This is a genomic window from Streptomyces musisoli (assembly GCF_016741855.1).
Classification (GTDB): Bacteria; Actinomycetota; Actinomycetes; order Streptomycetales; family Streptomycetaceae; genus Streptomyces; species Streptomyces musisoli.
The window spans coordinates 471,281-484,811 of record NZ_JAERRH010000003.1 but is presented as its reverse complement, the minus strand read 5'-3'; the positions used below and the strand labels follow the sequence as shown (position 1 = coordinate 484,811).

Annotated in this window: 12 protein-coding genes; 8 read left to right on the top strand and 4 right to left on the bottom strand. The window is 71.1% G+C overall.

All coding sequences use genetic code 11. From position 1 onward, the window contains the following. The first annotated feature begins 130 nt into the window (after positions 1-130). Positions 131-1,756, top strand: a complete 1,626-nt coding sequence (locus tag JK361_RS10460; RefSeq protein WP_201815451.1) for a serine hydrolase — start codon at positions 131-133, stop codon at positions 1,754-1,756. A gap of 367 nt (positions 1,757-2,123) precedes the next feature. Next, positions 2,124-2,384: a hypothetical protein gene (locus tag JK361_RS10455; protein ID WP_201815450.1), complete on the top strand. Its 261-nt coding sequence runs from the start codon at positions 2,124-2,126 to the stop codon at positions 2,382-2,384. A gap of 92 nt (positions 2,385-2,476) precedes the next feature. On the opposite strand, the gene JK361_RS10450 is transcribed toward JK361_RS10455, so the two are convergent. Next, positions 2,477-3,316: an SDR family oxidoreductase gene (locus JK361_RS10450; RefSeq protein WP_307787236.1), complete on the bottom strand. Its 840-nt coding sequence runs from the start codon at positions 3,314-3,316 to the stop codon at positions 2,477-2,479. A 419-nt stretch (positions 3,317-3,735) separates the two neighbouring features. Between JK361_RS10450 and JK361_RS10445 the strand changes: the two genes are divergently transcribed. The 3 genes from JK361_RS10445 to JK361_RS10435 are packed head-to-tail and all read left to right on the top strand — an operon-like array spanning position 3,736 to position 6,590. Beyond that, positions 3,736-3,963, top strand: coding sequence for a ferredoxin (locus JK361_RS10445; protein WP_201815449.1), 228 nt, complete (start codon positions 3,736-3,738; stop codon positions 3,961-3,963). Beyond that, positions 3,960-5,354: an NAD(P)/FAD-dependent oxidoreductase gene (locus JK361_RS10440; protein ID WP_201815448.1), complete on the top strand. Its 1,395-nt coding sequence runs from the start codon at positions 3,960-3,962 to the stop codon at positions 5,352-5,354. Before JK361_RS10445 ends, JK361_RS10440 begins: the two co-directional genes overlap by 4 nt. A 12-nt stretch (positions 5,355-5,366) precedes the next feature. Then, the gene (locus tag JK361_RS10435) at positions 5,367-6,590 is read left to right on the top strand and encodes a cytochrome P450 (RefSeq protein ID WP_201815447.1); all 1,224 of its coding nucleotides are present in this window, start codon (positions 5,367-5,369) and stop codon (positions 6,588-6,590) included. A 128-nt stretch (positions 6,591-6,718) separates the two neighbouring features. On the opposite strand, the gene JK361_RS10430 is transcribed toward JK361_RS10435, so the two are convergent. Continuing rightward, entirely contained in the window at positions 6,719-7,396 is a 678-nt protein-coding gene (locus JK361_RS10430) for a GAP family protein (RefSeq protein ID WP_201815446.1), read from the bottom strand. Positions 7,397-7,786: 390 nt separating this feature from the next. On the opposite strand from JK361_RS10430, the gene JK361_RS10425 reads away from it, so the two are divergent. Both JK361_RS10425 and JK361_RS10420 read left to right on the top strand, forming a co-directional pair. Further along, positions 7,787-9,145, top strand: a complete 1,359-nt coding sequence (locus JK361_RS10425; protein WP_201815445.1) for an APC family permease — start codon at positions 7,787-7,789, stop codon at positions 9,143-9,145. After that, entirely contained in the window at positions 9,100-9,255 is a 156-nt protein-coding gene (locus tag JK361_RS10420; RefSeq protein ID WP_201815444.1) for a hypothetical protein, read from the top strand. Before JK361_RS10425 ends, JK361_RS10420 begins: the two co-directional genes overlap by 46 nt. A 25-nt stretch (positions 9,256-9,280) precedes the next feature. Here the strand turns inward: JK361_RS10420 and JK361_RS10415 are convergent, their stop codons facing one another. Together JK361_RS10415 and JK361_RS10410 are read right to left on the bottom strand one after the other, a co-directional pair. Then, entirely contained in the window at positions 9,281-9,454 is a 174-nt protein-coding gene (locus tag JK361_RS10415) for a hypothetical protein (RefSeq protein WP_201815443.1), read from the bottom strand. Positions 9,455-9,596: 142 nt separating this feature from the next. Continuing rightward, a complete protein-coding gene (locus tag JK361_RS10410; RefSeq protein ID WP_307787235.1) occupies positions 9,597-10,694 on the bottom strand; it encodes a PP2C family protein-serine/threonine phosphatase in 1,098 nt (365 codons plus the stop codon). A gap of 181 nt (positions 10,695-10,875) precedes the next feature. Between JK361_RS10410 and JK361_RS41185 the strand changes: the two genes are divergently transcribed. Beyond that, positions 10,876-13,512 (top strand): amino acid permease, encoded by a 2,637-nt coding sequence (locus JK361_RS41185; protein WP_372448700.1) that lies wholly within the window; start codon positions 10,876-10,878, stop codon positions 13,510-13,512. Positions 13,513-13,531: the final 19 nt, after the last annotated feature.

Below are 13,531 nucleotides of genomic sequence, written 5' to 3'. Positions count from 1 at the left end.
TGCTCCGGAGCCGTCACCCATCCGTTTCCCACTCGCTCGGCGGTGGCCGGGTGCCGCCCGCCGCCGTTGTGGCGAGTATGGAACAGGTGCCGGGTGTGCCGAGGGCTCGTGAGTGCGAGGTGTCTCCATCATGGCGAATCGGAGTCGCGGGAGAAGGCCGGGCCGGGCGGGCGCGGCGGTGGCGTACCTGGCTGTGCTCGGGGCCGTCGTGTCGGGGTGTGCCGGCCTCGGCACCGCCGCCACCGGCAGTCCGTCCGCCACCGCGTCGCTCGCCCCCACGCCGCCGAAGCAGCCGCCGCCCCAGTTGACGCAGACGCAGGTGCAGGACGCCGTGGGCCGGCTCGACGGCCTGGTGAGGGAAGCGATGCGGCGGACCGGGGTGCCCGGGGTCGCCGTGGGCGTCGTCCACCGGGGCCGGGCCGTGTACGCGAAGGGCTTCGGCGTCCGAGAGCTGGGCAAGGCCGGGAAGGTCGATCCCGGCACGGTCTTCCAGCTGGCATCGGTGTCCAAGCCGCTGTCCTCCACCGTCGTGGCCGGGGCGGTGGGCCGCAAGGCCGTCGGCTGGGACGACCGGATAGTCGACCACGACCCGGGCTTCGCGCTCAAAAACCCCTACGTGACAGCCAACGTGACGGTCGCGGACCTGTTCTCGCACCGCAGTGGCCTGCCCGACCATGCCGGTGACCTGCTGGAGGACCTGGGCTACCCCGGCGACTACATCCTCGGGCACCTGCGGCTGGAGCCGCTGGCTCCCTTCCGCGCGACCTACGCCTACACCAACTACGGCCTCACCGAGGCGGGCGTGGCGGTGGCCGACGCGGCGAAGGCCGGCTGGCCGCGGCTGGCGGCGGACCTGCTGTTCAGGCCCCTCGGGATGGATCACTCCAGCTACCGGCGTGCCGACTACGACAAGGCCGCGAACAAGGCGTCGGCCCACGTCGAGGCCGACGGCCGCTGGCGGCCGTCCGTCACCGAGAACGCCGACAGCCAGGCACCCGCGGGCGGCGCGAGTTCGAACGTCGACGACCTCACCAAGTGGATGCGCCTGCAACTGGACAACGGCGCGTTCGGCGGCAGGCAGCTGATCGACCCGGCGGCCCTGGACCAGACCCGCATCCCGCACTCCGTCGCGATGGACCCACTCGCCCCGGCGGGCGAGCCGGGCTTCTACGGACTCGGCTGGAACGTCGGGTACGACGAGCGCGGACGGCTGCGCCTGAACCATTCCGGCGCCTTCGACCTGGGCGCCGCGACCGAGGTCACCCTGCTGCCCACCGAACGGCTCGGCATCGTCGTGCTGACGAACGGACAGCCCATCGGCGTGCCCGAGGCGGTGGCCGCCGCGTTCTTCGACATCGCCCAGAACGGAAAACAGACGGTCGACTGGCTGGCTTTCTTCCGGAAAGTGGTGGAAGCCGCCGCCTACACCGGTGTCTCGCCCACGGACTATGCCAAGCCGCCCGCGCATGCCGCACCGGCCAAGGCCGCCGACGTCTATACCGGCACCTACGCGAACGACTACTACGGGCCGGTCACCGTGACCAGCGACGCCGGCGGGAACCTGAGCATGACGCTGGGCCCGCGAAAGATGTCGTTCCCCTTGAAGCACTACGCGGGTGACACTTTCAGCTACCGGACACGGGGCGAGAACGCCGTCGGCCTGTCCGGCGTCACCTTCCACACCGGCTCCGGCGACTCGACGAGCGTCACCGTCGAACACCTCGACGCCGACGGACTGGGCACCTTCCGCCGCTGAGGACCGGCCGGTCCAGACCCGCGCACATTTCGCTTTCGGTATCCGTGGACATGGATATCCGTCGGACGGGGGAATTTCCCGGGACATCGGCAGGCGATTCAGCGTGTCAATTCAATCGTCCCGGAATACATCGCTATCGTGTGATTCGAGAGATCATCATCGCAGGTGACTTCCTCGGGTGACCTGCAATCGGCTTTTGTCTGTCGGAGTCCGACACCGCCACCCCGACGTGCACGACCTCGATGTCCACGCCGGTGGGTATTCACTGTCAGGGCCGTGCCCTGCCTGGGACCGTCCATTCCGAAAGAGCGCGTCCGCTCTCGAGGAGGAGTCCAGGGGTACGCCCCCGAGTAACCAAGGAGGACTGATGTCCATCCAGGGTTTCGGTGGACTGTCCGCACCCGATGTCCACCCGGTCCAAGGCGTGGCCTGCGTGACTGGCAGCAGCCACACCTCCGTGATCACTCTGACAGGCCTGCTGGTGGCCTGCGTGGTCAACGGCGACACGATCAGCAGTGTGCTGCACCAGGCCGCCTGGCTGGTGGTGGCGATCACCATCCTCATTCTCGTACAGCTCATCGCGGCCAGATGCAGACCGGCCCGGCCGGCAGGAAGCCGCTTCCTCTGACGGCCGTCACGTCCGAGCCGCTCACCCGGGCAGCGCCGCCCGGGTGAGCGGCGCGGGCCGCCGGCGTCGGCCCGCGCGGCGGTGACGGCGATTCAGCCGCCGGTGGCGAAACCCGGGAAGAGGGTCATGCCGCCGTCCACGTAGAGAGTGGCGCCCACGACGTAGTCCATGAGGTCCGAGGCGAGCCCGACGACCGCGTGGGCGATGTCCTCCGGATCACCCACCCGTCCGTAGGGAATCAGCCGCAACAGGTCCTTCTCCGCCTCGGGGGTGTCCCAGGCGCTGCGGTTGATGGGTGTCCTGATGGCTCCCGGAGCGACCGCGTTGACCCTGATCCTGTGGGGCGCGAGCTCCTGGGCGAGCGTCTGCATCATCATCTGCACGCCGCCCTTGGAGGAGGCATAGTTGACGTGCCCGGCCCACGGGATGACCTGGTGCACCGAACTCATGCAGATGATCTTCCCGGCCGCACGGGACACCTCGGGAACCACCCCGCGGCGCAGGAACTCCTTCGTCGCCTCCCGGGCGCACAGGAACTGTCCGGTGAGGTTGACGTCCAGCACCTTCTGCCACTGGGCCGCCGTCATCTCGGTGAACGGAGCGTCGCGCTGGAGCCCGGCGTTGGCCACGAGGATGTCGATGGTCCCGAACTCCTGGACCATCCGCTCGGTCATCGCGACGACCTGGTCCTCCCGGGACACGTCGGCCTCGTACGCCGCCGCGCGCACCCCGAACCCGGAGATCTCCCGGACCACCTCCTCGGCCTCCTCGCGCCCGGCGACGTAGTTCACGACCACGTCGGCCCCGGCGCGCCCCAGACCGATGGCCGTGGCCTTGCCGATGCCCGAGTTCGCGCCGGTGACGAGTGCCTTCTGCCCTTTCAGCAGCTGCGTGGGAATGACGCCCCGAGGGGCTCCCTCAGTCACGGTCACTCCGGTCCTCCTCCTCGACTGCCTGCTTCTCGGCCACGAGCGGGCCGGGACGGCTCCTGGCGACACCGAATCACCCGCGCGCCCCGGCCGCATGCCGGGAGCGGGCGGACTGCGCCGGTCGGCCGAACGCGACGGGAACGGCACCGCGGCCGCGGCGCGGCAGTACGGCCCGTTCCCGGCATGCGGGCCATCTGGGCGAGGGATACGCTGACCGGGTCAGGTTCTCCGGGCGGTTCCACCGCCCGTCGCCATGTACGCGATAACCCGTTCTTTCTGTGGAGACCCGACGAGCGCGGTGCGCCCCTCGCGGTCCGCAGAGGTGGGCAACGGCCGGATTCCTTCCCTGTCTGTCTCGCACCTGTGCGCCGGAGCGGCGCCGGCTCCAGGATCCGCACTTTGCAGTCCCTGTGGAGGTCGGGATGAGAGTTGTCGTCGATCTTTCCCGGTGTGAGGGATACGCGCAGTGCGCGTTCCTGGCTCCGGACGCGTTCCGGATGCACGGCGAGGAAGCGCTGATGTACGACCCCGCTCCCGACGACGACCAGCGCGACCGGGTGCTGCGCGCGGCGGCGGCCTGCCCGGTCCAGGCGATTCTGGTCGACCGGCTGGAGGGCCGGGAGGCACCGGTGGAGGCGTCGAGGTCATGACCAGCGCCGACAACCTGCAAGCGTTCAAGCGCGAGGGCCGCATCGTGATCGTCGGGGCGTCACTGGCGGGGCTGCGGGCCGCGGAGACCCTGCGCGAGGAGGGTTTCACCGGCTCGCTGACGATGATCGGCGACGAGCTGGGCGAGCCGTACGACCGGCCTCCTCTGTCCAAGCAGGTGCTGACGGGGTGGGTGGCGGCCGACGGCACCACACTGCCGCGACGCCGGGACGTCGACGCCGAGTGGCTGCTGGGTGTGCCCGCGAGCGGGCTGGACCTGGCCACCAACCACGTGCGTCTCGCCGACGGACGCGACATCCCCTTCGACCGGGTGCTGATCTCCACCGGGGTACGGGCCCGGCCCTGGTTCGTCGAGAGCGAGGCAGCGCTGGACGGGGTGTTCGTCCTGCGGACGCGCGAGCACGCCGAGGGGCTTCAGCGGGCCCTCGCCGCCGGGCCCTCCCGGGTGCTGGTCATCGGGGCGGGCTTCACCGGCTCCGAGATCGCCTCCATCTGCCGTGAGCGGGGGATCGAGGTGACGGTCGCCGAACTCGCGCCGGCCCCGCTGGTCGGGGCGCTCGGCGCCATGATCGGTGACGTCGCGGCGGACATGCAGCGCGCTCACGGCGTCGACCTGCGCTGCGGCGTCAAGGTGACCCGGCTGGAGGGCGACGCGCAGGGACGGTTTTGCCGTGCCCACTTCGACGACGGCAGCACGGTCGACGCCGACGTGGCGGTGGTCGCGCTCGGGGGCATCCGCAACACCGAGTGGCTGCGGGGCTCCGGGCTGGCGGCGGGTGTCTGGGGCATCGCCTGCGACACGGGCTGCCGCGCCCTCGACCTCAACGGCCTGGTCACCGACGACGTCTTCGCCGCGGGGGACGTGGCACGCTGCCCGAACCCGGTCTACGAGTACCGGCTCATCTCGCTGGAGCACTGGGCCAACGCCGTGGAGCAGGCCGAGGTCGCGGCCCACAACATGGTCAACGGCCAGGCGGACCGCTGGCCCCACCTGACCCTCCCGGTGTTCTGGTCGATCCAGTTCGGCGTCAACATCAAGTCCGTCGGGGTGCCGACCTTCGCCGACGAGGTGATCGTCTCCCAGGGGTCGGTGTCCGACCACCGTTTCGTCGCCGTCTACGGCTACCGGGGCCGGGTCACCGCGGCGGTCAGCTTCGACAACGCGAAGTGGCTGGACCACTACCGGAAGCTGATCGAGACGGCCGCGCCCTTCCCGCCGCCGTGCCCCACCCCCGACCAGCCCGCCGACACGAAACCGGTGCCGGTCGACTTCCCCGGCCCCCAGCTGCTCGCCCAGGGCGCCACCGTCGTCGTCACCGGACATGACCCCGGTGAGCGGCGGGTCACGGCCGCGCAGCAGCACCACCGGTAGGAGGGGAGCGAGATGACCACGACCCAGACCACCGACACGCTGCGCCGGATCCTCGACTACTCCTCCCGGCCCGACCCGTACCCGCTCTACGCCGAGCTGCGCGAGACGCCGGTGGCTGCGCAGGAGGACGGCAGCTACGTCGTCAGCACCTACCGCGAGATCGCGGACCTGCTGCACAACCCGCACCTGAGTTCCGACGTCCGCAATCTGTCGCATCCGATGCCCACGCACGAGGGGGACGCCACGCCGGCGTTCATCAACCTCGACCCGCCCGAGCACGACCGCCTGCGGCGCATGGCGATGCGCCACTTCGGCCCCCCGCACACCCCGGGGCTGGTGGCCGGAGCGGAAGGCGACCTGACCGCCATCGTCGGCACTCTGATCGACGGCTTCGCGGGCAAGGAGCAGATCGACATCGTCGACGACTTCGCCTACCCGTTCCCCGTCTCCGTGATCTGCCACCTGCTCGGCGTGCCACGCGAGGACGAACCGCGCTTCCACCTGTGGGTGGAAGCCCTCGTCGACTCGATCGACTACAACCCCGAGACCGACCCGAAGGAGAAACTGGAGAACGGGCTGCAGGCCCGCAAGGACCTGCGTCGGTACCTCGGCGGGCTGCTGGAGAAGCGCCACGGCCGACCGGGCGACGACCTGCTGACACGGATGGCCAACGACGACGGGCCGGACGGACGGATGACCGACGAGGAGATCGTCAGCACCGCCAACCTGCTGCTGATCGCCGGCCACGAGACCACCGTGAACCTCATCACCAACGGCATGCTCACCCTGCTGCGCCACCCGCAGGTGCTGCGACGGCTGCGCGAGGAACCGGACCTGGTGGTGCCGCTGGTGGAAGAACTGCTGCGCTACGAGCCCCCCGTGCACATCATTCCCTGGCGGGCGGCGTACAGCGACATCACCGTCGGCGACACCGTCATCCCCAAGGGTTCCCAGATCATGCTCATGCTGGCCTCGGGCAGCCGCGATCCGAACCGCTTCCACGAGCCCGACCGCTTCGACCCCGACCGGCGCGACATCCAGCACCTCGGCTTTGGCAGCGGCATCCACCTGTGCTTCGGCGGCCCGCTCGCCCGGCTGGAGACCCAGATCGCGCTGACCGCGCTGGTACGCCACCTCGACGGGCCCAGGCTGGTCACCGACCCACCGCCGTACCGGCGAAGCCCCATCCTGCGAGGACCGGTCCATCTGCTCGTCGAGCAGCAGGCCGCCGGCTGACGCGGGCCGGGGCCGGGAGCGCCGGCTGACGCGGGCCGGGGCCGGGAGCGCCGGCTGAGGCCGGCCGGGGTGAGGAGCGCCGGCTGACGCGGGCCGGGTTGAGGAGCGCCGGCTGAGGCGGGCCGGGGTCAGCCGGCGAGGATGCCGATGCCGTCGCCGAGGAGCTTGAGGCCGAGCACGAAGAAGAGGACGGCCATGACGGCGACGTTGTGCTGCGCGGCCCAGTCCCGCCAGTTGGCGAGGATGCCCTTCGCGCGTTCGCCCATGAACAGATAGACGGCGAGTGGCGCGAGGACGCCGAGGGAGGCGATGGCCACGAAGATCGCCATGGCTCCGATCTGCTGCGGCACGGGGATCCCGGCGGAGCTGATCGAGGCGCCGGCGGCGATGGTCAGGGGCGCGTTCTTGAGGTTGGCCGCGGAGAGCAGCAGTCCCAGGCCGAGGACCTTGACGGGCGTGAACCGGTCGATCGCCGCCATCCACTTCGGGAGCCGTGTCTGGGAGGGGTCCTTGGGGCGGCGCCGCCATTGCCGGGCGCCGAAGAGGGCGAGGAGCGCGCCCAGGGCGAGTTTGAGGGCTCCGACCCAGGTGGCCGGCTGCTTGTGGACGGAAGATCCGCCCGCGCCGCCGACGGCCAGCATGATCGCGCCGAGCGCCGCGAGCCCCAGCACCCAGCCGAGGGCGAACAGCATGCCGTTCAGGCGCCCCTGGGGGGTGGCCAGGACGAGGATGATCGCCACGATGGGAAGCGGGCTGACGGCCACACCGGCGGCCAGGCCCAGCACATCACCGACAGCGTGTCCCACTGCGTCCTCCGAGGAAGCGACGGGTGATCCAAGCCCGCCGAGGCAGGCGTGCCGGCCGGCCCGGTGCGGGCGCAGCTCTCCTCGTCATCGTGCGGGTCCCGGGGCCGGGCAACCATCGGTCGATGCCGAACGAGTGACCTGACGACCTGCCTTCGCGCTTCCGCGCGGCGGCCGCACGCGGTGGCGGGTGTCACCCGTGCGGACGGCAGAGCCCTTCGGGTTGCCGTGCCGAGCGGGTGACGGTACCGATCCCCGGGTGCAGAGGTGCCGTACGTGTGTCTTATATGTACGGGAAAGTTCGTGGATGGTCGGTCGGAGTCTCGGCCCGTGTGAGTACCAGTGCGAGGGTCCCGGCCGGACGGCGGGGTGTGACGGAAGGCGGGTGCCGAAGTGGCGGGAGCGGCTTCGCCGGGCTCCGGGGACCCCGAGGACTCCGCTGCCCTCGGGGGCTACCAGCAGGAGCTGAAGCGGACGCTCGGCCCCTTTCAGGTGTTCGCCATCTCGTTCGCGTTCATCTCTGTGGCGGTCGGCATCTTCTCCACCTACGACGACGTACTGCAGAACGCGGGGCCGGTGGGGATCTGGCTGTGGGTCGTCGCGACGGTGGGCCAGGTGCTGGTCGCCCTGGTGGTGGCGCAGCTCGCGGGGCGCATCCCGCTCAGCGGCTCGTCGTACCAGTGGGCCTCGCGACTGGCCAACCCGAAGATCGGCTGGGGATTCGGCTGGCTGAGCTTCTGCTACCTGGCCATCGCGGTGGTGGCGATCGACAACGCGCTCGCCAGCCAGGCGTTCATGCCGCTCGTGGGCATGCGGCCGGACGAGGACACCGCGCGGGTGATCACCCTGGTGCTCCTGCTGGTCCAAGCCGTGGTCGTCGTGGCCTCGACCCGCCTCGTCAGCCTGATCAACACGTGCGCGGTCGGGCTGGAGCTGGCGCTGGTCGTGGTGGTGGCGCTCGCCCTCGCCATCGCGGTGGCGGTCACCGGCCGTGGCGCGGCCGGCAACCTCACCTCCCGCGGCATCACCGAGAACGCCCCCCACTACTTCGACGTCGGCGGCGGCCTGATGATCGCGATGATCATGGGCCTGGCGACGCTCGTCGGCTTCGACTCCGCGGCGAACCTGGCCGAGGAGGCCAAGGATCCCTTCCGCAGCGTCCCGCGCGCGATCGTGGGGTCCGTCGTGGCCGCCGGTGTCCTGGGCATCGTGTTCCTGATCTGCCTCACCATCGCGATCGAGGACATCCCGCGGATCACCGCGAGCGAGTCGCCCGTCGCGGCGATCATGCGTGAGCAACTGGGGCCGCCGATGGAGAGGGTGCTCCTGGTGGCCGTCGCGATCGCCTTCTTCGGCGCCGGGACCGTGGTGATGACCTCGTGCTCACGGATGGTCTTCGCGATGTCGCGCGACGGGCGCTTCCCCGCCCACCGGCTCATGCGCCGGGTCAACCCCCGCACACAGACGCCGATCCCCGCGACGGTGCTGATCCTCGTCGTGGGCCTCGCCCTGATGGTCGCGCTGCCGGGCGCCGCGCTGCTGAAGCTGATCACGGCGTCCACGATCCTGCCGGCGATCATCTACGGTGCGACGATCGTCCTGTACCTCACGGTGCGCCGGCGGCTGGACCGCAAGAAGGGCGCCTTCGACCTGGGGCGGTTCGAGCTGCCGGTCGCGGTGTGCGCGCTGGTGTGGACGCTCGCGTCTTGGTCATCCTGGTGTCACCGGACGAGGCGCTCGTCCCCGTGCTGATCGTGGTGGGCCTGCTGGTCGCGGGCGGGCTGTTCTTCGCCTGCCTGCTGCTGTTCAACCGCCCGGCGCTGGAGACCGAGCCGGGAGACGTCCGCGTCGTCGAGCACTGACCCGGAGTTCCCGCGGCCCGGCCGGTCAGCGCTTGAAGGAGCTCTTGGCCTGTTCCTTCGCGCCGCGCATCCTGCCCCGCGCCTCGAGGGCGGCGCCCTTTGCGGCGAGGGTTTCCTTGTGCACCGCGTGGGCCGCCTTGCGCACGGTCTTCCCGACCACCTGTTCGGCCTTCGCCTTGGCCCGTTCTCCGGCACTCATGTCAGTACCTCCGCGCAGTCTCCCTGGCGTGTGCCCGTACGGCAGGGACGAAAACCCCCTGCGCGGGGCCCCACGTACCGGACGGTGGTCCCGAGCCCGGCCTCCCGGGGAGGGGGCCGCGATCCGGCTGCCCGGACGATCGCTAGGGCACGCCCGCCTGGCGGGACACCGGTCCCCGTCCGGTGGCGTGCCGGTCGGTGACGATCATCGCCACGTCGTCCGCCAGATCGCCCCCGGTGTGACGGACCAGCGCCCGGTGCAGTTGCTCCAGGAACGCCGGAGGCGAGGTGCCGGCGCCTATCCGTTCCATCGCCTCCGGCAGGGCGAAGAACTCGCCGTCCCGGTCGCGGGCCTCGATGACGCCGTCGGTGTACAGCAGCAGGCGGTCACCGGGCACGAACGGATAGCTCTCCGGCTTGGCGGGGAGGTCCATGCCGAAATCCTCGAGGCCGAGGGGCGGCGACGGCTCGGACGGCACCAGTGGCGTCGCCCTGCCCCGGTGCAGCAGCAGGGGCGGCGGATGCCCACGGTTGATCAGCTGTACCACGGGCTCGTCCGGGACCTGCGCGACGAGCGCCGTGATGAACCCTTCCAGCCGGACCTCCTCCTCGAACGCACCCGGCACGGCGACCTCCCGGCGCAGCGCGGCCGCGCAGCGGTTCATGACCTCCACCAGCTCGTCCTCGTAGTGCACGGCCTCCCGGAACGCGCCCAGCGCCACGGCGACGGCGCGCACCGCGGACAGCCCCTTGCCCCGGACGTCCCCCACGATCATCCGGACGCCGTACGGGGTCTCCACGGCCTCGTACAGATCGCCGCCCACCCGCGCCCCGGTCCCTGCCGCCAGGCAGAGGCTGCCCGCCGACACCGGGCCCAGCCGTGCGGGCACGGGCCGCAGCACGACCTCCTGGGCCGCCACGGCGATGCGGCGGACCTGGTCGAGCTCTCGCTGCCTGCGGGCCTGCACGGCACTGCTCGTGATGAACCCGGCCACGGCGACCAGGCCCAGGGCGAGGAAATTGGTATAGACCTGGAGGGTGCCCCAGGCGTGGTTGTAGGTCGCCGTGGTCGCGCCGATCGCCAGCGCGAAGGCCGTGGCGGCGGCGGTGCCCCTGGGCCCCAGCGTCACCGCCGCAAGCGCCGGCACCGCGGTGAGGAGGGGGCCCGTGTAGAGGAAGTGCGCAGGCGTCAGTTCGATGACCAGAACGGCCAGCGCGATCAGGAAGGGCACGGCCTGCATCAGCGTGAAGAGGACCCGGCCGCGACCGCGTGCTCCTGGCCGAGGGGATGAGCGCAACGGCGACCTCATGCACCAAGCCTGCCTCGCCGAAGCCCACCCCTCCACTCGCTGCGGGCCCCGGCGGCCGTCACGCGGCCCCCGCGCTGTTGCGGAGGCGAGCGGCCCGGCGTTGGAATCAAGTGTGAGGCACTTCGCTGGCGCCGAGTCCCCCGGCCGTCCCGCTCCCGGGACGGGCGTCGGCCGAAAAGGGCTCAAGAACGACGCCCTCGGCATGTTCTCCTCGGTGGCCATGGGCCTCGCCTCCGCCGGCCCGGCGTACAGCCTGGCCGCCACGCTCGGCATCATCGTCGCCGGTGTCGGCCTCCAGACCCCCATCGTCACGATGCTGGCGTTCATCCCGATGCTGCTGGTCGCGTACGCGTTTCGGGAACTCAACGCGAGCAACGCCGACTGCGGGACCACCTACACCTGGGTCACCCGCACCTTCGGACCGCGCACCGGCTGGATGGGCGGCTGGGGCCTCATCGTCGCCAACATCATCGTCATGGCGAACCTCGCCGTGATCGCCGCCGCCTACGGATTCCGGCTGGTGGGCCTGGACGGCCTGGCGGAGAGCCGGCTGTGGACCACCGTGGCGGGCCTCGTCTGGATCGTCGTACTGACCGTGGTCTGTTACGTCGGCATCGAGTTCTCGGCAGCGGTCCAGCGCTGGCTGCTGTGCCTGGAAGTGCTGATGCTGCTGGTGTTCGCCGTCGTCGCGCTGTTCCGGGTCTACGTCGACCCTCCCCCCACGGCGATCCATGTCTCCGCCTCCTGGTTCAACCCGTTCGAAGTGCCCTCGGCGAAGGCGCTGACCTCGGGCATCCTCGCGGGTGTCTTCATCTACTGGGGCTGGGACACCGCCTTCTCGGTCAACGAGGAAACCGTCGACAGCACGCGCATCCCCGGCCGCGCCGCGGTCATGTCCATCGTGCTGCTCCTGGTCGTGTACGGGTTCGTGTCCACCTCGGCACAGGCGTTCGCGGGAGTCGGCACCTCGGGCATCGGGCTCGGCAACACGCAGAACTCGGACGACGTCTTCTCCGGACTGGGCGAGGCCGCGTTCGGGAGCGACGACACCGGGCTGCTCCTGTCGAGACTGCTGGTCCTCATGGTGCTGACCTCCGCGCTGGCCTCGGCCGAGACCACCATCCTGCCCTTGGCCCGGACGGTCTTCTCCATGGCGGTCCACAAGGCGGTCCCCGCCCGGTTCGCCCGGCTCCACCGCAGGTACCTCACCCCGACCTGGGGGACCGTCGGCATGGGAGCGGCCTCGATCGCCGTGCTGCTCCTGCTGACCTCGTTGAGCCGGAACATCCTGGCCGACTCGATCGACGCGGTCGGTCTGGCGATCGCGTTCCAGTACGGACTGACCGGCTTCGCCTGCGTCTGGTACCACCGCAAGGTCCTCACCCTCAGCGGCAGGGACCTGGTCTTCAAGGGGCTGCTGCCGGGGCTGGGCGGGCTGATGATGCTCCTGCTGTTCCTGTACGCCGGCTTCGTGGTCTACTCCGACCCCGACTACGGCACCACCTCCCTCGACCTGCCCCTGCTCGGCAGGACCGGCGGGGTCGCCGTCCTGGGCCTGGGCGCCCTGCTGATCGGTGTCGTGCTGATGCCGGTGGTCACCCGTGGCCACGGCGTGGCCCTCAAACTGCAACGGAGCCTGCTTCCGCACCGGCTGCCGCCGCACACCGCCGTCGACTCGGCCAGCCGCTACCTGCCCGCCGACAGCGGGTCGGGGGTGGGCGGTGACTGGTACGACGTCATCCCCCTGTCGGGAACCCGGGTCGGCCTGGTCGTCGGGGACGTGCTCGGCCACGGGATGCGAGCCGCGGCCACCATGGGACGCCTGCGCACCGGTGTGCGCGTCCTGGCCCGGCTGGACCTGGCCCCCGACGAGCTGCTGTCCCGGCTCGCCGACCTGGTCGAGCAGACCGCGCACGAGGGCAGGACCGGAACCGGTCCGGGCCGCCGGAGGCCGCACACCGACGAGGCCAGGGGCGTGAGCTGCCTGTACGCGGTGTACGACCCCGTGTCGGGCAACTGCAGCCTGGCGCGGGCCGGGGATCCGGCGCTGGCGGTCGCCGCACCGTCCACCGGCGCCGTCGAGTGCCCGCAGCTGCCGCCGGGACCGCCGCTCGGCATCGGCGGCCTGCCCTACCAGAGCATGGAACTGGAGCTGGCGCCGGGCAGCCTCGTCGCCCTGTTCACGGACGGACTCCTCCAGGCGGCCGACAGCCGTGACGCCGGGCTCGCCCAGCTGTGCCAGGTCCTCGCCGGCGCGCGGGCGCCCCTGGAGGTGCTGTGCGACAGGGCGGTGACCACCCTGCTGCCCGGGCCGGTGGACGTGGACGCGACGCTGCTGGTCGTGCGCACACGCCGGCTCGACCGGAACCAGTACGCCGAGTGGGCGCTGCTGCCGGACCCGGCGGCGGTGGCCGCCATCCGCACCGCCGTCAGCAAACAGCTCGGCGACTGGGGCCTGGAGGACCTCCAGTTCACCACGGAACTGATCGTCAGCGAGCTGGTCACCAACGCCATCCGCTACGTCGGCGGGCCGGTCCAGGTGCGCCTGATCCGCGACCGCAGCCTGATCTGCGAGATCTCCGACACCGGCCACACCTCGCCCAATCTGCGGCACGCCGCGAGTGACGACGAGGGCGGCCGGGGCCTGTTCATCATCGCCCAGATGACCCACCACTGGGGCACGCGCTACACGCCCACCGGCAAGACGATCTGGACCGAGCAGGACCTGCCGCACCCCGACGGCGGATAGCGCCGGGAAGCCGCCCGGT